Raw genomic sequence first — 17,938 nt, 5'->3', positions numbered from 1 at the left:
TCAGTTGGCTCGGAAGGTGCGCATGCGGACCGCCTCGCGGACGCGTTCATGGCGTGCTCGACGTGGGGTCACGCGCTTGCGGAGCTCCCGCGCCTCGGCCAGCTCGCGGAGGAAGACCGCCCTACGGCGCAGTCGGTCACGGATCTCCTCGGGGCTCATTCGGTCGTCGGGGTTCGTCCCTTCGCTCATGGCCGGGTACGTTCCCAATGCTCAGACATCCATTCAGATACCGTTTCGGACATGAAGACCCTCGTCGTCGATCACCCCCTCGTCGCGCACAAGCTCACGACGCTCCGCGACGCGACCACCGACTCCCCCACCTTCCGCCGGCTCGCCGACGAGCTCGTCACCCTGCTCGCCTACGAGGCGACTCGCGACGTCCGCGTCGCCGATGTGACAGTCACCACACCCGTCGCCCAGGCCGAGGGCGTACGGCTGACGCGCCCCCAGCCTCTGGTCGTGCCGATCCTGCGCGCCGGCCTCGGGATGCTGGACGGGATGACGCGGCTGCTGCCGACCGCCGAGGTCGGCTTCCTGGGCATGGTCCGGAACGAGGGCACGCTCCAGGCGACGACGTACGCCACGCGATTGCCGGACGACCTGTCGGGCCGGCAGTGCTACGTCCTGGACCCGATGCTGGCCACCGGCGGCACGCTGGCGGCGGCGATCCGGCTCCTCATGGGCCGGGGCGCCGACGACGTCACCGCGATCTGTCTGCTGGCGGCCCCGGAGGGCATCGCGCACATGGAGGAGAAGCTCGCGGACTGCCCGGTCCCGGTCCGTGTCGTCACCGCCGCGGTCGACTCTCACCTGAACGAGAAGGGCTTCATCGTGCCGGGCCTCGGCGACGCGGGGGACCGCCTGTACGGCGTGGTGTGAGCTCTCGACGCGCTCTCGACGCGCGGCTCTTTGCTACTGGATCGCTGCGTGGTGTACAAATTTAATGGGTCAGTGTGTCGGCCTTCGGGAGGCGGGGTTTCCTTGAAGAAGTACCTCACTCGGACGGGCGGGGCCTTGACGGGCCCGTGCTCGCCGAAGTCCCATGATGCGCCGCACTTCCCCCGGAGCGCACGCGGCGGCTCCGCGTCGACGAGCGTTTCGGTGGCCGAATTCGTGACCGCGCCATGAGACTGGTGACGCCGGGCGATTCGGCGCCCGCATCCATCCACCGCTACCTCCTGCCGCACGAGCATCAAGTGATCACCGTTCGGCGCCATCCCGCGGTGCTGATGACCCCGATCGGCTTCGTGCTCGGCGGCCTCATCATCGCCGGCGTCCTCAGCAACCTGCTGGCGAAGCAGGGCGGGGCCGTCGTCAGCTGGATCTGGTGGGCCTGGCTCCTGCTGCTCGCCTGGTTCGTCCTGAAGGTCGCCGAGTGGTCGGTCGACTACTTCGTGATAACGAACCAGCGCATGCTCCTGACCACGGGCCTGGTGACGCGTAAGGTGGCGATGATGCCGCTGTCCAAGGTCACCGACATGAGCTTCCAGCGGTCCATCACCGGGCGGATGCTCGGCTACGGGGAGTTCGTCCTGGAGTCCGCGGGGCAGGACCAGGCGTTCCGCGTCGTCAGCTTCCTCCCGTACCCCGAACAGCTCTACCTCGAGGTCTGCAGCATGATCTTTCCGAGCAAGGACGACGCTGACGACTGATTCGACCAACGACTTGACCAAAACTTATCCATGTTGTCCTTGTTGTTTGGGTTACTCTCCATGTGTGAGGTAGTGCACCCCACAAACAAGACGTAACCCATTACGGGTGAAGCCCTTCGGTAAGTGAGTCGAGATGCCGGGTCAAGGAAGCGTCGGTGAGCGGGTCCGTAACCTACGCCTGAGTAAACATCTATCTCAGGCGCAGCTTGCCGGGACGGAGCTGTCCGACAGTTACATCTCATTGATCGAGTCGGGGAAGCGCACCCCGACGCCCGCCGTGGTCCGGCTGCTCGCGAGCCGACTGGGCTGTCTCCCCGAGTACCTCTCCGAGGGCATCGAGCCGGAGGAGCGCCTCCACCTGCAGGTGCGCGTACGCCACGCGGAGCTCGCCCTGCTGGCCGGAGACGCCGACCAGGCGCTCAGGTTGTTCACGGACATCCTCTCCGCCATCGACAACGACCCCGACCTGGCCAAGCGCGCCCGCTGGGGACAGGCTCGCGCGCTGGAGGCCCGGGGCGACGGCGAAGACGCGATCAAGGCGCTGGAGGAGCTTCGCGAGGAGGCCGCGCGCGACCGCGGCCGGGCGGGCTGGCTGCCGGTGATCGTGGTCCTCGCCCGGTGCTACCGCGCCGCCGGCGACCTCGGCCGTACGATCGCGCTCGGCGAGTCCGCGCTCGAGCGTCTCGCGGAGCTGGGCCTGTTCGGCGGCGAGGAGGCCGCCGAGGTCGGGCGCACGCTCATCGCCACCTACCTCGACCGCGGTGACACGGCGCAGGCGCGGACGCTCGCCGATCGCCTGCTCGCCGCGTCCGAGTCGGACCCCAGCGTCATGATCACCGCGTACCGCAAGGCCAGCCAGCGCGCGCTGGATGAAGGCGCGGGCGGCGAATCCCTCTACCTCGCCGACCAGGCCCTCGCGCTGCACGCGGGCGAGACCCTGGCCAGGGCGCAGGCCCGGCTCCGGGTGGCGTCGGCGCGCAGCCTGCTGCCGGATGACGCCTCGGCGGAGTCCGCGGCCAAGGCGCTGGAGCTCCTGCGCGCGGCCGAGGAGTCCCTGAGCGGTGTCGACGCCGCCGAGTGCCTCATCGAGACCGCCCGGTCGAAGATGGTGCTCGGCGAGCCCGGTGCGGCGGTCACGATCGCCCAGCGGGTCCTGACCGAGCTGAGCGCCCACCCCGGCGGCTCGGTGACCGGCATCCGGGCCCGGCTCATGCTCGCCCAGGCGTTCGTGGCCACCGGGGACCGCGCGGAGGCGCTGACCGCGCTGCGCGCCACCGGGGACCAGCTCCGCATGCTCACCCCGTCGCGCGCGACCGCACGGGTGTGGCGCGAACTGGGCGACCTGTTCGGCGCCGCCGGCGACAGCGAGGCGATGATGGACGCCTACCGGACGGCGCTCGAGTCCGCCGGTCTGCGCTCCAGCCCGCAGCACTCCAGCGTCGTCGCCAACCTCGGCAGCCACTGACCCGGCGGGCCGGCCGATCCGAGCGGCCGGCCCTGGGGTCTGCCTCGTCAAAGTCCCCGTCCGTAGCGAGCGGCGCGCAGTAGGACAGCGGGGCTTTGAGGCAGACCCTAGGGTCAGCCGGTGGTGACGAGGCCGACGCCGACGACCGCGATGACCAGGCCGACGCGCTGGACGCGCCGCAGCCGCTCCCCGTACACCACGCGGGCGAGCAGCACGGTGCTGGCCGGGTAGAGGGAGCTGAGGACGCCGGCCACGCTGAGCGTTCCGGGCCCGGGCGGCGAGGACGTACAGCGTGTTGCCGAGCATGTCGAGGCAGCCGGCCAGCAGGGCGATGCCGAACGTCGGGCGGTCCCGGAGCAGCGCGCGCGGGCCGCGCCGGTTCACGGCGGCGACGATGACGACGACCAGCAGGCCCGACACCTTGGAAGCCGCCAGCGGCCAGAGGGTGCCGTCGTCGCCCAGCTTGAGGATCACGAAGAACAGGCCGAAGCTCGCCCCCGCGAGGGCGGCGAGGACCGGACCGCCGGTCAGCCGGACCGGACCGGAACCGCGCTCGACGCTGACGAAGCAGATGGCCACGAGGCACAGGACGATCCCGGCGATCGTCGTGAGGCTGAGCCGGTCGCCGCGGGCCACGCCGACGACCGCGGGGAGGACCGCGGCCATCAGCCCGGACACCGGCGCGACGACGCTCATCGGCCCCATCGCCAGCGCCCGGTAGAAGACCAGCAGTCCGCCGCCGCCGGCGACTCCGGCGGCCGCGCCCCAGGCGAGCGGCACGGCGTGCCAGTGCCCCGAGAAGACGGCCACGGGCAGCAGCAGGCACAGTCCGGCCGGGAGGCTGGCCAGCAGGACCCTCAGGTCGTCGGAACGACGTGTCGCCGCGCCTCCGCAGAAGTCACCGGCGCCGAACGCGATCGCGGAGGCGAGGGCCAGAAGGATGGTCACGGTTCGAGCAGGCGCGTGCGGATGACGACGTCGGGGGAGATCTCGGCGAGCATGCCGCTCAGCGCCTCACCGGCCGCGCGCAGCCGGTCCAGTGGGTACGGCTCCAGCCGCTCCAGGATGAACAGGGCGTTCTTCGTGTCCTCGGTGATGCGGGTGCGGGTGCACTGGCGCCAGTTCCAGCGGCGGCAGGTCACGCCCGTGTCGTCCCGCCAGATGACCTCGCCGGGCTCGGGGTGCTCGACGACGGGCTCGCCGTTCTTCACCGTGGCGAAGGGCTCGTCCCCGGTGGCGCGTACGAGCCGGGCCGGCCCGTCGTACGCGTCGAGGTCCTCGCCGCCGATGGGCAGCTCGAACCGGACGCTGACCACGTTGTAGGCGTCCACGACCCGGTTGATCTCCGGCAGGTCGCCCCGGCGCAGCAGGGCGTCCACCGACGGCCGCGCCCGCTTGGGATTCACGCCGAACCCGCGGTAGGCCTCGCGCCAGGCCTCCACGTGGCCGCCGGCCACGCCGTCGGCCGGCGTGACGTCACCGGTAGGGCCGTCCGAGGGCCCGTTGGCGAGCCCCTCCGCGGTCATCAGCAGGACCGCGAAGTCGGGACGCAGAGCCTGAACCGCCTCATCGATGACGATCTGGTCGAGCATCGGACAACTCCCTCTCCTTATCGGTCGGTTCAGCATACCGTGCGGTGCAATAGAATGACCCTCTAGGGTGTCCTCCGTGACGGACAAGGTCGGCGACGCGGTCGCCCGCACCGTACGCTCCCTCCGCGCGGCCCACGGCTGGAGCCTCGATCAGCTCGCCGCACGGGCGGGGGTGAGCAAGGGTGTCCTCGTCGCGCTCGAACAGGCCCGCGGCAACCCCAACCTCGGCACGCTCATCCGCGTGTCCGAGGCGCTCGGCGTCCCCCTCACCAGAATCGTGCAGGTGGAGGAGGAGCCACCGATCCAGTTCTTCCCCGCCGACCGTCAGGTCGTCCTGTGGCAGGGGCCGTCCGGCGGCACCGGCACGCTCCTCGCCGGCAGCGACCCACGTCCCTCGGTCGAGCTCTGGCGCTGGGTGCTGCGCCCGGGCGAGTGCCGCGACAGCGAACCGCACACCCCCGGCACCCGCGAGATCGTGACGGTGGACTCCGGGCGGCTCGCCCTGACCGTCGACGCCAGCCGTACGGAGATCGGGGCGGGCGACACGGCCGTCTTCCACGGCGACCGGCCGCACTCGTACGCCAACGAGGGCGACGACGACGTGCGCTTCGTCCTCGCCGTCATGGACCTGTGAGAGTGGCGGACGCTCAGCAGCGGCCGCCGACCGGCGGGGGCGCGGCGTCGAGCTCGGCCAGGTCCTCCTCGGTGAGGTCCACGCCCGCCGCCCGGGTGTTCTCGTACAGGTAGCGCTGCCGCCTGGTCCCCGGGATGGGGATGACGTGGCCGCCCTGGGCGAGCGTCCAGGCGATCGCGACCTGCGCCGGCGTGACCCCGTGCCGCGCGGCGACCTTCCGTACGACGTCGACGATCCGCAGGTTCTGCCGGAACGCGGTCGGCTGGAAGCGCGGGAGCCTCCGGCGCAGGTCGCTCTCCTCGAACTCGGCCGTCGCGACGGCGCCGGTGAGGAAGCCCCGGCCGAGCGGCGCGAACGGCACGAACGCCGCGCCGTTGGCGGCGCACCAGCCGACGACGTTCCCCTGACCGTCCGCGCCGAGCGCGTCCCGGGTCCACAGCGACAGCTCCGACTGGATCGCCGCCACGGGGTGGAGGCGGTGCGCCTCCTCGGCCTGCGCGACGGTCACCTCCGACAGGCCCAGGTACCGGACCTTGCCCTCGGCGACCAGGCCGGCCATGGCGCCCCACGTCTCGGCCAGCGGCACGTCCGGGTCGACGCGGTGCAGGTAGTACAGGTCGATGGCGTCGACGTTCAGGCGCCGCAGGCTCGCCGCGGCGCCGGCGCGGACGTGCTCCGGCGTGCCGTCACGGGTCGCCCGGCGCGTCTCCGGGTCCACGACCAGGCCCACTTTGGTGCCCACCACGACGAGGTCCCGGATCCCGCGCAGGGCCCGGCCGACGAGCGTCTCGTTGTGCCCGGCGCCGTAGACGTCGGCGGTGTCCAGGAACGTCACGCCCAGGTCCACGGCCTCCCTGACCAGCGCGACCGATCGGCGATCGTCCCGCTCGGACTCGGTGTACGCCCAGCTCATCCCCATGCAGCCGAGTCCGACCGCGCCCACCTTGCGGTCCGCGAATCTCCTCATCCCGGGTCCCTCCTGGGGTCAGGCCACGGCCTCCCGCGCGGGCACGGCCGCGTCGGGCGCAGGGAGTCTCGGTATACCCGGGGCGCGCGGATCCGACGCCGAGAGCCGCGCCCGGGCGGGAGGCCCGGCCGTTACCTCCCACGTAATCGATCTTCCGCCGGCGCACCGGCATTGTTAGGGCCATCGGATCCGACGGGGGTCGGATCCACAGGGAGAGGAAACGCCATGAGCGACATCAACGAGCTGGTCGGCCGCTACATCGACACCTGGAACGAGAAGGACCCCGCCGCCCGCCGCGCCGCGGTCGAGGGCCTCTGGACGGAGGACGGCACCTACGTGGACCCGCTGGCCGACGTGGCGGGCCACGACGGCATCGACGCGGTCATCGGCGCGGTGCAGGGACAGTTCCCCGACTTCGTCTTCCGGCTCGGCCCGACGGTCGACGCCCACCACAACCTGGCGCGCTTCACCTGGGAGCTCGGCCCGGAGGGCGCCGAGGCGGTCGTGATCGGCTTCGACGTGGCGGTCATCGCCGAGGACGGCCGGATTCAGCACGTCCACGGCTTCCTGGACAAGGTCCCCGCCGTCTGACCACCGCCCACGCCGCCACGCCCCGACGCACGATCAGGGGCGAACCTCTTCTGTCGTAGGCGAGTGCTGTAATCAGTCCATGACCCAACGTGTTTATCCTGCTGCTCCCCGGGCGGTGATGCGCACCGCCCGGGTTGGGCTGCGCGTCACCACGGCGCAGCGGCGGCGTTGCTTCAAGTTGCTGGTGGCGGCCGGGGACGTGTGGGCATGTGTGCTGGATATGAAGCGGTGGGGGCGCCAGCGCGTGCTGCCGTCCATCGTGAACTTCCCGCATCTGTGTCGGGAACTGCAGGCCGGACCCGGGCTCTTCGGAGAGTTGAGTTCCACCTGCGCCGAGGGAGTGCTTCGCCGCTTCAGCGATGCCTGGTTAGCCGCCGCCGAACGCCGCACCGGCGGTGATACTTCGGCGCGGTTCCCGCGCCGTAAACGCCGCCTGATGCCGGTGCGGTTCCGATACGGCAGCTTCACCCTCGAGGAAAAGCGAGTACGGCTGGCGACCGCCCAGGGCTGCCCGCCGCTGTGGGTGCGTCTGGACCGGAAGATTCCCTATCCGGTCGACCAGGTCCGGTCGATCACACTTCTGGCTGAGGGCGCTCGGCTGTTCATAAAGGTGACCGCCGAGGTGCCCGTCGCGACCTACCCACCCGGAGCCGAACCCGACCCCGACCGCACGGCACTACGCTCTTCGAACATGCGCATTCTCGTGACCGGCGGCGCCGGGTTCATCGGCTCTCATCTGACGGACGCCTTCGTCGCGGGCGGCGACGAGGTCACCGTTCTCGACGACCTGTCCCGGGGCCGGCCGGGGCGTCTCGACCCGTCGATCGCCCTCCACAAGGTGAGCATCACGGACGCTCCGGCGCTGCGGGCCGTCGTCGAGAGCGTACGGCCCGAGCTGATCTGCCATCTCGCCGCGCAGATCGACGTACGGGTCTCGGTGGACGCCCCGGCCGACGACGCGGTCGTCAACGTCGTCGGCACCGTCAACGTGCTGGAGGCCGCCCGCGCGGTCGGCGCCCGGGTGCTGTTCGCCAGCACCGGCGGCGCGATCTACGGCGTGGACGCGCCGGTGCCGACGTCCGAAGACGTCCTGCCAGGCCCGGAGGCGCCGTACGGCACCGCGAAGTACTGCGCCGAGCAGTACCTCGGCCTGTACAACCGGCTGTACGGCACCCGGCATGCGGCGCTGCGGCTCGCCAACGTCTACGGGCCCCGGCAGGACCCAGCGGGCGAGGCGGGAGTCGTCGGCATCTTCTGCGGGCGCGCGTTCCGCGGCGAGCGGCCGACGGTCTTCGGCGACGGCCACCAGACCCGCGACTACGTGTACGTCGGTGACGTCGCCGACGCGTTCGTCGCGGCCGCGCGTACGGACCGGCCGGGCGTCTGGAACGTCGGGACGGGCCACGAGACCAGCGTCCGCGAGCTGATCGACCTGCTCGGCCACGCCTCGGGCCGGGACCTGGACCCGGAGTACGTGCCGGCCCGCCCCGGCGAGCTGCAGCGCAGCGCGCTGGCGAACGACAGCGCGGCGCGCGACCTGGGCTGGACGCCCCGCACGACGGTCGCCGACGGCCTCGCGGCCGTCTACGCCTGGGTGGCGGACGGCTCCCCCGACCGCGCCGGCCGCTGACCGGTCAGGGGGGTGCCGCCAGGACGAAGGTCCACCGGGCGCCCCCCTATGGCGCGATCCGGTAGTGGTAGCCGTACGACCGGGTGAAGCCGACCTTCTCGTAGAGCCGCCAGGCCGCGTCGTTGTCCATCTCGACCTGGAGATACATCCGGTGCGCGCCCTGGCGGGCGGCCCAGCGGGCGCCCGCCCCGAGGACGGCGGCGCCGAGGCCCTGGCGCCGCCGCTCCGGATGGACGGCCATGCAGAAGGCACCCGCCCAGCCGGTGTCGGCCACGAACAGGCCCATGCCGGCGGGCCTTCCGTCCTGTACCGCGGCCGCGAACCCGGCCGGTGTGGCGATGCGCGAGATCACCTGCCGGCCGACCGCCACCGAGTCGGCGTGGCCGTCGAGTTCGGTGAAGACCGGCAGCCACGCCTCGGGGCTCTCGCCGATGCGGACCCGTGCCGCGGCGTCCTCCGTCGCGGCGACCACGTCCTCGGTGAACGCCGTGAGCACGGCCACCGGCGCCTCGAGCCGGTACCCGCGGTGCTCGAGCAGGGCGTCGACGTTCTCGAAGCCGGTGGGGATCTGCACGATGACCGGCCGGGAACGTTCCCGGTAGAAGCGCTCGACGTCGCGGACGGCCGGCTCCGCGCCGGTCGGCGGCGGCACGGCCGAGTTCGAGCGGCGGCGCCGGACATCCGAGGTGTGCCGTAGCAGCCAGCCCGCGCGTTCCTCGACGAACTCGGCCGGCCAGGCCGCGCGGGCCCGGCGTTCGACCAGGTCGACGACGGATGAGCGGCAGGCGTCCGCGATCGGCCCGACCAGGTCGGCGAGGAGGTCCTGATCCTCCGGCCGCGCGGGCTCGTACTCGGTGATGCCGAGACCGGCCATCTCGAACCGCCGGGCGAGGGCGCGCACCATCGCGAGCAGCCGGTCGGGGGTCAGCCCCCCTGGGGCGGGCGAGCCGACGGAGCGGAAGACCGACGGGTCGAGGACGTCGAGGTCGATGTGCACGTACACGGCCGACGCGTCGCCGACCGCCTCGACGAGTGCCTCCGGGTCGCCGACGACGGGGATGCCGGCGGCGGTCGCGTACTCGTGTTCGGCCGGGTCGAGGTCCCGGACGCCGGCGAGCACGACCTGGCCCGGTTTCAGCGGGCGGTCGGGCACCAGGTCGGCGGGACCGTCGCCCAGCAGGGTGCGCAGGACCATGCCGTGGAAGGCGCCGGAGGGCGACGAGGCCGGCGTGTTGAGGTCGCCGTGCGCGTCGAACCAGACGACGGCGAGCCGGTCGCCGTACCGGCGTGCCGCCGCGGCGATCGGCTCGAGCTCGACGCCGCAGTCGCCGCCGAGTGTGACGGCGAACCGGCCGCCGGAACGCTCCAGGGCGGCGCGGATCCGCAGCGCGTTGCCGGTGAGTGCCGTCGCGCCCGCGCCGTCCGCGACGTCGACGCTCATCCGGTCGGCGGTGGGCAGGAGGTCGGCCAGCAGACGGGCCCCGGCGCGGAGCCGGTGCGCCGTCGCGGAGGACGACCCCTGCCACTGCGGCACCTCGATCACCGTCGTATCGGGCCGCGTCGGCTCATCGTTGTCCATCGGAGGCAATCCTAGGGAGCCGACCGGAGCCGGACCGAGCGAGTTCCAGGATTGGCCCAATCGATTCCCGCCCTATTGGTCCTTACGACCGGCCATTGCGCTCCCTACGCTGACGGCGTGATCGATGTTGAGATGTGGTTCGACCCCAAGTGCCCGTGGGCGTGGATCGCCTCCCGCTGGCTGCTCGAAGTGGAGAAGGTGCGCGACGTCCGCGTGCGCTTCCACGTCATGAGCCTGGCGATGCTCAACGACGGCCGCGAGGGCCTCGAGGAGTGGTACGCGGAGTGGCTGCGGGACACGTGGGGTCCGGTGCGCGTGGCGATCGCGGCCGAGCAGAAGTACGGCGGCGAGGTGCTGCGCGACCTGTACACCGCGCTCGGCACCCGGATCCACCACGACAAGACCCCGGTCGGCCGCCCGCTGTACCTCGACGCGCTGGCCGAGGTGGGCCTGCCCGCGGACCTCGCCGACGCGGCCGATGTCACCGACTACGACGAGGCCCTGCGGGAGAGCCAGCACGCGGGCCTGGGCCCGGTCGGGGAGGACCTCGGCACGCCGGCGATCCACGTACCCGGACCGAACGGCGAGCGGATCGCCTTCTTCGGGCCGGTCGTCAGCCCCATCCCCCGCGGTGAGGAGGCCGGGCGGCTGTGGGACGGCGTGCTCCTGGTGGCGGGGACCGACGGCTTCTTCGAGCTGAAGCGGGCGCGGACCCGCCGCCCGATCACCCGGTGACGGTGGCCGGACTCGCCCGGCGCGGAGGTGTCCCCACGACGCGGCGATGCCCGGCGAACTCCGACAGGAACACCCCCTCGCCCCGGGTCTGCCCCGGCAGCCGCCGCCCGAGCTCGTGCACCCGGCCGAGGGGGAGCACGCCGGTCACGTACGTGGTGTCGGATCGAACGGCCAGGTCGTGCGGGGCCCCGGCCAGCTCCGCGAGCGTGGCCAGCACCCCGCCGGCGACGTCGGACGGCACCTCCAGTTCGAAGCGGACGACCGGCTCGTACACGTGGGTCCCGGCGCGGCGCAGCGCCCGCTCCACCAGCCGGGACGTCAGCGTCCGGAAGTCACCGGCGGTGGTGACCGGGCTCGCGTAGCCCGAGTGCGTCAACGTGACCACGCAGTCCGTGACCTCCCAGCCGTACGGCCCGCGCAGCAGGGCGGCGCGCACGCTCTCCTCGATGGCGGCGTGGAACGCCGCGGGCAGCGATCCCGACTCGACCTCCAGGCGGTACCGCACCCCGGCGCCCGCCGCGGCGGGCTCGATCCGGAGGCCGGCGGTCGCCCACACCTCGTGGTCGCCGTGCCGGTCGATCTCGTGGACCGCCGCACCGACGCCGGCCGGTCGTTCGAGGTACACGATCCGCGTCTCCGCGAAGGCGACGGCGATGCCCTCCTGCTCCTCGAGCTGTGCCTTCAGCACCTCCTTCTGCACCTCCCCGTACAAGAGCACGGAGATCTCGCGGCTCCGGTCGTCGAAGCGGACGCCGACCAACGGGTCCTGCTCGGCGAGCCGCCGCAGCGCGGCGTGCAGCAGCGGACCGTCGGACGGGCGCACACTGCGGACGACGGTCTCGAGGGCCGGCGGCGCGAACTGCGCCTCGTCCGGCCCCTCTCCGGGCCCGCCGCACCGATCTCCGCCGTCCGCCTCGTGCCCGGAAGCGCCGAGCCGACCGCCGGGAACGCCGAGCCGGTCGCCGGAGGGGCCGAGCCGGTCGCCGATCCTGACGTCCTTCAGTCCCCAGAGCTTCACGATGTCGCCCGCGCCCGCCCGGTCCGCCGGCGCCGCCCCGCCCTGGTCGAAGACCTCCAGCGCGGTGATCTTCCCCGGCCGTTCCTCCCACCCGGCGGCGTCCGGCCGTCCGCCGACGCGGCGGTGCACGCCGACGTGCTCCCGGACGCCGACGGACCCGGTACGGAGCCGCGCGTACACGGTCTTCCGGCCGGAGGGGTCATGCTCGATCTTGAACACGGTGCCGGAGAGCGGTTCGTCCCGGCCGCCGCCGGCCGGCGGGAGGAACGCACGGATGCCGCGGACCAGGTCGGCGACGCCCACGCCCGTCACGGCCGAACCGAAGAACACCGGATGCGCCGCCGCCCGGCCGGTCCGCTCGACCAGCCGCCGCCGGCAGTCCGCCGCGTCGATCCGGCCGTCGGCGCGGACGTAGGCCGCCAGGAACGCATCGTCGCCGTCGGCCAGCACCTCCGCCACCCGTTCGAGGTGCGGCGGATCCGCCGGGGCGTACGGCCGTGCGGCGGCGTCCCGGGTACCCAGGCCGGTGACCGTGCTCATCGGCACGGCGCCGGGCGTCAGCCGCTGAGTGATCTCCGCCAGCAGGTCGTCGTACCTGGCGCCGGTCCGATCGACCTTGTTGACGAAGATCAGTGTGGGGATGCGCAGCCTGGTCAGCACGCGCATGAGGATCCTGGTCTGCACCTGAACGCCCTCGACGGCCGACAGGACCAGCACCGCGCCGTCCAGGACCCGTACCGCGCGTTCGACCTCGGAGACGAAGTCGGAGTGGCCGGGAGTGTCGATCAGGTTGACCTTCAGGTCGTCGATGGTGAACGAGACCACCGCCGACCGGATGGTGATGCCGCGCCGCCGCTCCAGCTCCATGGAGTCGGTCTGGGTCGTGCCGTGATCGACGCTGCCGGGCTCGTCGATTACCCCGGCGTCGAACAGCAGCCGCTCGGTGAGCGTCGTCTTGCCCGCGTCAACATGCGCGAGCACCCCCAGGTTCAGGGTCGTCATAGGGTGTCGTCCTCGATGCCGCCGAGTGATCTTCCGTCGTGATGACCTCTGACCACTGGCGCATCGCAAGCCCCCTGACTCGTACGGACGACGGCGTCCTCACCGACGCCGATGCGGCCGGAGACTAACAAGGGGGGCGGGAGACCGCAGCTCATTTTCCGGCGGCCGATCCGGCGCACCGCGTCCCGGAGGATCTGCAGCTCCTCCGGGCGACCGGCCTTCCCGGCCGGTCAGCTCAGCCGGGCGCGGGCGTACGCGGCCATCGCGTCACGCTGGAACTCGGCCAGCCCCTCGGTGATCTTCTCGTAGTTCTCGCGGAACCTCGGGTCGTTCACGTACATCTCCCCGAGCTTGGTGAACGCGCACGCGTCCGGCTGCCAGAACCGGCTGACCGCGCGGTAGTTCCAGTCCACCTCGTCCAGGACGACGGGGTCGTCGGGCGCCGCGCCCGCGACCTTCAGCTCGGCCATCCGGACCATCTGCGCGGTCAGGTCCCGCTGCCAGGCCTCCACCTCCTCCGGCGTGAACTCGTTCACGGCCTGCCGGCTCTGCTCGTACTGCTCCGGCCACCGCTCGCGAGCCTCGTCCTCGTGCTGAGCGGAGTCCAACCCGGCGAACAGGTTCTCCGGCCGGTTGATCTTCGGCGACACGATGTCACCTCCTTCTCCCTCGAGTTCGGCGATGGTGCGGGCCACGGTGTCGGCGAGCATGCCGAGCCGCTGACGCTCGGCCAGCAGGCGGGCGTGGTGGCGGCGCAGCGCCGCGACCGTGCTCGGCTCCGAGTCGATCGCCTCCGCGATCTCGGCCAACCCGACCCCCAGCTCCCGGAGCACGAGGATCTGCTGCAGCCGCAGCAACTGCTCCTGCTCGTAGTAGCGGTAGCCGTTGTCCCCGACGTACGCCGGGGTGAGCAGGGCGATCTCGTCGTAGTGCCGGAGGGTCCGCGAGGTGATCCCCGACATGCGGGCCACCTGAGCGATCGACCAGGCCATGACCGTCCCATCCACCGGTGCGGCCGGACGTTCCGGCCACGACTTCGACGATAGGAGTTGACGTAACGTCAAGGTCAACCGCGATCAGACCGAGGCCGTCTCCCAGATCATCCGGGCCGCGACCCGGCGGATCCGCCAACCGTCGGGCGTACGGGCGGCCTCGAGCCGGTACCGCTCGCCGAGGACGCGCCGGTCCGTCGAGGACGCGAAGACGACGAGCAGGTTGGCGTCGATGGTGGCGCGGTCGCCGTCCACCTCGATGAGGGGGTTGGTGATGAAGTGCTGGGTCGCCACGTCGGCCGGGTGGTTCCGCCGTGCCTGCGCGGCGAGCGCGTCGACGCCGCGCACCGAGCCGCCCAGCGTGTCGGCCGTCGCGTCCTCGGTGAAGACCGTACGCGCCTCGTCGAACCGTTTGTCGTCCAGCCACCGCCCCAGGCGAGTGACCAGGTCGATGAGCAGCGCGGGGTCGTTCTGGGCCATGACATACCTCATTCGTTGGCGACTCCAACATTGGCAGAGCCAACGATATCTCAAATCGTGGGCCTTGCCAACGGTTAGACTGCGGGCCATGACGGCGGACGACACGACGCCCACGCGCCTGAAGGGCACCCCCAGCTGGCTGCTCGGCCAGGCCGCGATGCACGGTCACCGGATCCTGACCGAGCGGTTCGCCGCCGCCGACGCCCGGGGCTACCACTACCGGCTACTCGCCGCGCTCCAGGAGTTCGGCCCGGCCAGCCAGGCCACGCTCGGCCGCTGCACGGGCATCGACCGCAGCGACGTCGTCGCGGCACTCAACGAGCTCGCCGCCAAGGGCCGGATCGAACGCTCACCCGACCCCGACGACCGCCGGCGCAACATCATCACGCTCACTCCGGCCGGCGCCGACCACCTCGACCACCTGGCCGGCGTGGTGGCCGAGATCCAGGACGCCCTGCTCGCCCCGCTCTCAGCCCCCGAACGCGAGCAACTGACGCGCCTCCTGGCCCGCGTCGTCGCCCACCACACCACCCGCCCCTGACCAGCCGCTACGCGCCGTCGAGCGAGACGGGGCGGCCGAATTTCCAGAGAACGCTCATCAGCTTTCAGAAGAGATCAGTTGCAGGGAACTGCATCCCGGCGACTGGTGGCTCTGCTGGTCATGGGGCGGCCAGATCGGGCGAGCCACGGACGTCCCCAGTGCCGTCGCGGCGATCCGGCGAGTTCTGAGAACCCGCGAATGAAGACCAGGCGCGGCGGGCGGGGAACGACCCTGGCACCCCCGGAGGCCAACGCCATTCAGATCGCCCGTGACCTGGAGCAGAGGTGCCATCGGACACGGGTACGGCAACTGGGAGGTCCGTTGCAGCGATCACCATGATCACCGAGTGCGTGTACCGACGCCGGGCGAGTCACGCTCAGCTGTCCCCCGCACGCGCTTCCGCCCAGATGTCCCGGCCGGCTCGGACCGGGACGCGAGGCCGCTGGTCACAGGAGGTAAGGGACCTGTGATCGGCGGCCTCGTCAGGCCGCGCCCGCTCCGGAGTGGCTTGTCTTCCACAGGTGTCTACTGAGGGGAGACGTTTTCTACTGCCAGTAGACGGCGCGGAACGCGGCGCCTTGCCCTGGAGCAGGACGCTCGGCTGAGCGAGATCCTCTCGCCCGACCCTCGGCCCGGGCGGCGTTACCGGCACCGGCCCGTGCGCGGAGTGCACGCGTTGCGACTCGGCGGCCTCCGTCATTCCCTCCGTGGCTGCGTGCCGCACGGAGTGAGACGGAGGCCGCCTTATCGTGACGCTGCTATCGCCCGGTGATCAGCTCGCCTTCGTGGCGGTCTTGGCCGTGGGCGGGCAGGACGGCGTTTCGAAGGTCACGCCGTCGATGAAGTTGCCGAGGTTCGGTTGTCCGCCTGCGGCCGAGACCGATTCGAAGGAGAACCGGGTGGTGGTCTGTCCTGCTGGGACGACGTAGACGCCGGTGTAGTGGCGCCAGGCGGTGTTGCCGTCGGAGATGTCCGGGGAGGAGGCCCCGGTCGGGGTCTGCGCCACGGTCGAGCCGGGAGTGCCGATGAGCACCCGCATCACGTCGGTGCCCAGGCGGCCTCGGTGGTACAGCGACCAGGTCAGCCGTGTTCCCGGCACGGTCGGCAGGTCCTGGTACAGCGTGGAGACCTGGTTGGCGTTGAGTTCGGCGAACTGCTGCCCATCGGCTGCCGGGACCCCCTGGAAGCCGCCGCGCCAGAACTCCAGCAGATGGTCGGTGGCGGTGGTGTGCCAGCCGATGGCCGGATTGGTCGAGGCGTCGGGGAGCATCTGGTATCCGGTCACGGGTGGTGCTTCGAAGCTGCCGTTGACCAGGTGGACCGGTGTGTCGGTGCACGGGACATCGACGGTGACCTTGGCGGTGCTGGTTCCGCAGTCGGTGGTGATGGTGTAGGTGAAGGTGTCGGTGCCGACGAAGCCCGGAGCGGGTGTGTAGACGATGTTGCCGCCGGAGATCGTCGCGGTGCCGGCTTTAGGCTGGGTGACGCCGGTGATCGTCGGTGCGCTCCCGGTGTCGTTGGCCAGGACGGGCACGCTGACGGGCTTGCCCGGTGTGGTGGCGGTGTCGTCGGCGGCGTTGGTGGGTGAGATGGACTGCCCGTTCACGATCTGGATCGGTGGAGCGGGCGTGCCGTTGCCGAGCTGGCCCGGAGCGGAGTTGTTGCTCCAGATCCCGACCGGCCGGATGGTCATACTGCGCCCGACGGTGCCTGGCTTGACCCGGAAGGTGATCACCTGCGGTGGCGCGTCGGCCTTGCCGCCCGGTGAGGGGATCGTCAGGGTGGTGCCGCTGATGGAGCCGGCCCCGGACTGGCCGACCACGTCGGCGTTGGCCAGCAGTGACGACACGTCCCACGTGGTGCGGTACTGGGAGACCACCAGCGGCCACTGGATCGTTTGGTGCCTCAGCGTGAGGGTGAAGGTGCTGCCCGGCGCGATCTGCCCGCCCCACAGGGACGGGGAGGTGGTGACCGAGATCGAGCCGCGGCCCAGCCGCATCCCGATGAAGTTCTTCCAGTAGTACTCGACGGGGTAGTTCGCCTGCCCCTGCCGGACACACGGCGCGTAGACGGTCCGGGTGGTCGCGTGCCGTGCCGTGGTGGCGGCGTGCGCGTCGACACCGGCCGCCGCCTGCGCGCCCGCGGCCAGCAGCGCCGACAGGGCGCAGGCCGACGCGGCGAACGCGGATCTGGATCGTTGTGACATCTGCTGTGAACTCCCGCTCTGCCGTGAGTGATGTCCTCGTAGATCGACTTCACGGGCGACACTACCCTCCGCACTCGAATAGTTGCGCTAAGTATCTGCGCGCTGATATCCGTGTCGTACGCCGGGCGTGTCGTCTGCCGGCCGTGTCCCTTGGGGCCCCGACCGGTCCCGCGTTCCAGACCGGCCGATGGGCCTGTCAGGCCGCGTTGAGGGTGGTGATCGCTCGGCCGAGTGCGGTCTGGTCCTCCTCGGGTAGCCAGCGGGCGGCGTGGACCATGTGCAGCGCCGTCGCGAGGCGGACCCGGTCATCGTCCGTGCCGAGGTCGCCCAGGTAGGCGGGCAGGATGAGGCCGAGCGCCTTGAGGTCGCGGCGGGCGCAGAGCCGGGACAGCAGGTCCGCCAGGAGGTCGTCGGCGGGGCGACGCGCCGGGCCGCCGGTCGAGCGCAGACCCTCCGCGATCGCGAAGCGGTTCCAGTCGCCGTACTGACCGGCCGGGACGTCGTCGAGGCACGCGGCGGCGCGTTCGAAGTGGGCTCGCGCCTCCTCGAGCCGGTCGAGGTCGCGGTACGCCGTGGCCAGGTTGAGGTGCAGGGACGTGTAGAAGCCGCGGACGCGTTCGTCGCCGACCCGGTCGGCTCGGGCGAGGCACTCGCGGTTCCAGTGGAGCGCGTCCTCGGGAGTCGGCTGATGGCGGGCCAGGTAGTGCGCCGCGACGCAGGCCTCGTAGTCGTCGGTGGCCGTCTCCCATGCCTGCTGGAAGAGGTCGCGCGCGTCGGCCGGCCTGCCCTCGGCCTCGGCGCGCATGCCCTCGGAGCACAGCCGTACGACGGGGTTCGCGGGATCCATCTGTCTC

The 17,938-nt window shown here is 71.7% G+C and carries 18 protein-coding genes and 1 pseudogene; 8 read left to right on the top strand and 11 right to left on the bottom strand.

Annotated features, from left to right (window positions below; genetic code table 11):
• Positions 1–189: a hypothetical protein gene (locus AB0L00_RS24670; protein ID WP_345366142.1), complete on the bottom strand. Its 189-nt coding sequence runs from the start codon at positions 187–189 to the stop codon at positions 1–3.
• Positions 190–240: 51 nt separating this feature from the next.
• Here AB0L00_RS24670 and upp point away from each other — a divergent pair, with 51 nt between their 5' ends.
• The 3 genes from upp to AB0L00_RS24655 all read left to right on the top strand — a co-directional run bounded on the left by upp (position 241) and on the right by AB0L00_RS24655 (position 3,117).
• Positions 241–879 (top strand): uracil phosphoribosyltransferase, encoded by a 639-nt coding sequence (gene upp / locus AB0L00_RS24665; RefSeq protein WP_345366144.1) that lies wholly within the window; start codon positions 241–243, stop codon positions 877–879.
• 245 nt (positions 880–1,124) lie between these two features.
• The gene (locus AB0L00_RS24660; RefSeq protein ID WP_364394742.1) at positions 1,125–1,652 is read left to right on the top strand and encodes a PH domain-containing protein; all 528 of its coding nucleotides are present in this window, start codon (positions 1,125–1,127) and stop codon (positions 1,650–1,652) included.
• 133 nt (positions 1,653–1,785) lie between these two features.
• Positions 1,786–3,117, top strand: coding sequence for a helix-turn-helix domain-containing protein (locus tag AB0L00_RS24655; RefSeq protein ID WP_364438400.1), 1,332 nt, complete (start codon positions 1,786–1,788; stop codon positions 3,115–3,117).
• 113 nt (positions 3,118–3,230) lie between these two features.
• On the opposite strand, the gene AB0L00_RS24650 is transcribed toward AB0L00_RS24655, so the two are convergent.
• The 3 genes and pseudogenes from AB0L00_RS24650 to AB0L00_RS24640 all read right to left on the bottom strand — a co-directional run bounded on the left by AB0L00_RS24650 (position 3,231) and on the right by AB0L00_RS24640 (position 4,709).
• Positions 3,231–3,371 (bottom strand): EamA family transporter, encoded by a 141-nt coding sequence (locus tag AB0L00_RS24650; RefSeq protein WP_364438397.1) that lies wholly within the window; start codon positions 3,369–3,371, stop codon positions 3,231–3,233.
• 364 nt (positions 3,372–3,735) lie between these two features.
• Positions 3,736–4,065, bottom strand: a pseudogene (locus AB0L00_RS24645) (hypothetical protein); the annotation flags it as partial.
• Positions 4,062–4,709, bottom strand: coding sequence for a phenylalanine--tRNA ligase beta subunit-related protein (locus AB0L00_RS24640; RefSeq protein WP_364438395.1), 648 nt, complete (start codon positions 4,707–4,709; stop codon positions 4,062–4,064). The gene AB0L00_RS24640 and the pseudogene AB0L00_RS24645, both read right to left, overlap by 4 nt.
• A 76-nt stretch (positions 4,710–4,785) precedes the next feature.
• Between AB0L00_RS24640 and AB0L00_RS24635 the strand changes: the two genes are divergently transcribed.
• Complete coding sequence (locus tag AB0L00_RS24635; RefSeq protein WP_364438393.1) at positions 4,786–5,343, top strand: XRE family transcriptional regulator; 558 nt, start codon at positions 4,786–4,788, stop codon at positions 5,341–5,343.
• 13 nt (positions 5,344–5,356) lie between these two features.
• Here AB0L00_RS24635 and AB0L00_RS24630 read toward each other — a convergent pair whose 3' ends face one another.
• Positions 5,357–6,310: an aldo/keto reductase gene (locus AB0L00_RS24630; protein WP_364438391.1), complete on the bottom strand. Its 954-nt coding sequence runs from the start codon at positions 6,308–6,310 to the stop codon at positions 5,357–5,359.
• Positions 6,311–6,535: 225 nt separating this feature from the next.
• Here AB0L00_RS24630 and AB0L00_RS24625 point away from each other — a divergent pair, with 225 nt between their 5' ends.
• Both AB0L00_RS24625 and AB0L00_RS24620 read left to right on the top strand, forming a co-directional pair.
• Complete coding sequence (locus AB0L00_RS24625) at positions 6,536–6,901, top strand: nuclear transport factor 2 family protein (protein WP_364394730.1); 366 nt, start codon at positions 6,536–6,538, stop codon at positions 6,899–6,901.
• A 436-nt stretch (positions 6,902–7,337) separates the two neighbouring features.
• Positions 7,338–8,531: an NAD-dependent epimerase/dehydratase family protein gene (locus tag AB0L00_RS24620; RefSeq protein WP_364438389.1), complete on the top strand. Its 1,194-nt coding sequence runs from the start codon at positions 7,338–7,340 to the stop codon at positions 8,529–8,531.
• Positions 8,532–8,577: 46 nt separating this feature from the next.
• Here AB0L00_RS24620 and AB0L00_RS24615 read toward each other — a convergent pair whose 3' ends face one another.
• A complete protein-coding gene (locus AB0L00_RS24615; RefSeq protein WP_364438386.1) occupies positions 8,578–10,110 on the bottom strand; it encodes a GNAT family N-acetyltransferase in 1,533 nt (510 codons plus the stop codon).
• Positions 10,111–10,242: 132 nt separating this feature from the next.
• Between AB0L00_RS24615 and AB0L00_RS24610 the strand changes: the two genes are divergently transcribed.
• A complete protein-coding gene (locus tag AB0L00_RS24610) occupies positions 10,243–10,845 on the top strand; it encodes a DsbA family protein (protein WP_364438482.1) in 603 nt (200 codons plus the stop codon).
• Here AB0L00_RS24610 and AB0L00_RS24605 read toward each other — a convergent pair.
• From AB0L00_RS24605 to AB0L00_RS24595, 3 genes are all read right to left on the bottom strand, one after another.
• Positions 10,835–12,865, bottom strand: a complete 2,031-nt coding sequence (locus tag AB0L00_RS24605) for a translation factor GTPase family protein (protein ID WP_364438383.1) — start codon at positions 12,863–12,865, stop codon at positions 10,835–10,837. The genes AB0L00_RS24610 and AB0L00_RS24605 overlap by 11 nt on opposite strands.
• 230 nt (positions 12,866–13,095) lie before the next feature.
• Positions 13,096–13,857 carry a MerR family transcriptional regulator gene (locus AB0L00_RS24600; protein WP_364438380.1) on the bottom strand — a complete coding sequence of 254 codons (762 nt, stop codon included), beginning with the start codon at positions 13,855–13,857 and terminating at the stop codon, positions 13,096–13,098.
• A gap of 84 nt (positions 13,858–13,941) precedes the next feature.
• Positions 13,942–14,337: a nuclear transport factor 2 family protein gene (locus AB0L00_RS24595; RefSeq protein WP_364438377.1), complete on the bottom strand. Its 396-nt coding sequence runs from the start codon at positions 14,335–14,337 to the stop codon at positions 13,942–13,944.
• An 88-nt stretch (positions 14,338–14,425) separates the two neighbouring features.
• Here AB0L00_RS24595 and AB0L00_RS24590 point away from each other — a divergent pair, with 88 nt between their 5' ends.
• Positions 14,426–14,878, top strand: a complete 453-nt coding sequence (locus AB0L00_RS24590) for a MarR family transcriptional regulator (RefSeq protein ID WP_364438374.1) — start codon at positions 14,426–14,428, stop codon at positions 14,876–14,878.
• Positions 14,879–15,650: 772 nt separating this feature from the next.
• Here the strand turns inward: AB0L00_RS24590 and AB0L00_RS24585 are convergent.
• Both AB0L00_RS24585 and AB0L00_RS24580 read right to left on the bottom strand, forming a co-directional pair.
• Complete coding sequence (locus AB0L00_RS24585) at positions 15,651–17,084, bottom strand: Ig-like domain-containing protein (RefSeq protein WP_364438372.1); 1,434 nt, start codon at positions 17,082–17,084, stop codon at positions 15,651–15,653.
• Between the two features lie 196 nt (positions 17,085–17,280).
• A complete protein-coding gene (locus AB0L00_RS24580; protein WP_364438369.1) occupies positions 17,281–17,931 on the bottom strand; it encodes a hypothetical protein in 651 nt (216 codons plus the stop codon).
• Between the last annotated feature and the right edge of the window lie 7 nt (positions 17,932–17,938).

Origin of the sequence: Actinoallomurus sp. NPDC052308 (assembly GCF_040679195.1) — a bacterium.
Classification (GTDB): domain Bacteria; phylum Actinomycetota; class Actinomycetes; order Streptosporangiales; family Streptosporangiaceae; genus Actinoallomurus; species Actinoallomurus liliacearum.
Note: the sequence above shows the minus strand (reverse complement) of the source record. Positions and strands in the feature narration are given on the sequence as shown.

Excerpts from the sequence above, each read along its gene's own strand:
- AB0L00_RS24580 (WP_364438369.1), bottom strand. The coding sequence starts at position 17,931 with ATGGATCCCGCGAACCCCGTCGTACGGCTGTGCTCCGAGGGCATGCGC.
- upp (WP_345366144.1), top strand. The coding sequence starts at position 241 with ATGAAGACCCTCGTCGTCGATCACCCCCTCGTCGCGCACAAGCTCACG.
- AB0L00_RS24595 (WP_364438377.1), bottom strand. The coding sequence starts at position 14,337 with ATGGCCCAGAACGACCCCGCGCTGCTCATCGACCTGGTCACTCGCCTG.
- AB0L00_RS24620 (WP_364438389.1), top strand. The coding sequence starts at position 7,338 with ATGCCGGTGCGGTTCCGATACGGCAGCTTCACCCTCGAGGAAAAGCGA.
- AB0L00_RS24660 (WP_364394742.1), top strand. The coding sequence starts at position 1,125 with ATGAGACTGGTGACGCCGGGCGATTCGGCGCCCGCATCCATCCACCGC.
- AB0L00_RS24610 (WP_364438482.1), top strand. The coding sequence starts at position 10,243 with ATGTGGTTCGACCCCAAGTGCCCGTGGGCGTGGATCGCCTCCCGCTGG.
- AB0L00_RS24615 (WP_364438386.1), bottom strand. The coding sequence starts at position 10,110 with ATGGACAACGATGAGCCGACGCGGCCCGATACGACGGTGATCGAGGTG.
- AB0L00_RS24670 (WP_345366142.1), bottom strand. The coding sequence starts at position 189 with ATGAGCGAAGGGACGAACCCCGACGACCGAATGAGCCCCGAGGAGATC.
- AB0L00_RS24585 (WP_364438372.1), bottom strand. The coding sequence starts at position 17,084 with ATGTCACAACGATCCAGATCCGCGTTCGCCGCGTCGGCCTGCGCCCTG.
- AB0L00_RS24600 (WP_364438380.1), bottom strand. The coding sequence starts at position 13,857 with ATGGCCTGGTCGATCGCTCAGGTGGCCCGCATGTCGGGGATCACCTCG.
- AB0L00_RS24605 (WP_364438383.1), bottom strand. The coding sequence starts at position 12,865 with ATGACGACCCTGAACCTGGGGGTGCTCGCGCATGTTGACGCGGGCAAG.
- AB0L00_RS24625 (WP_364394730.1), top strand. The coding sequence starts at position 6,536 with ATGAGCGACATCAACGAGCTGGTCGGCCGCTACATCGACACCTGGAAC.
- AB0L00_RS24630 (WP_364438391.1), bottom strand. The coding sequence starts at position 6,310 with ATGAGGAGATTCGCGGACCGCAAGGTGGGCGCGGTCGGACTCGGCTGC.
- AB0L00_RS24655 (WP_364438400.1), top strand. The coding sequence starts at position 1,786 with ATGCCGGGTCAAGGAAGCGTCGGTGAGCGGGTCCGTAACCTACGCCTG.
- AB0L00_RS24590 (WP_364438374.1), top strand. The coding sequence starts at position 14,426 with ATGACGGCGGACGACACGACGCCCACGCGCCTGAAGGGCACCCCCAGC.
- AB0L00_RS24640 (WP_364438395.1), bottom strand. The coding sequence starts at position 4,709 with ATGCTCGACCAGATCGTCATCGATGAGGCGGTTCAGGCTCTGCGTCCC.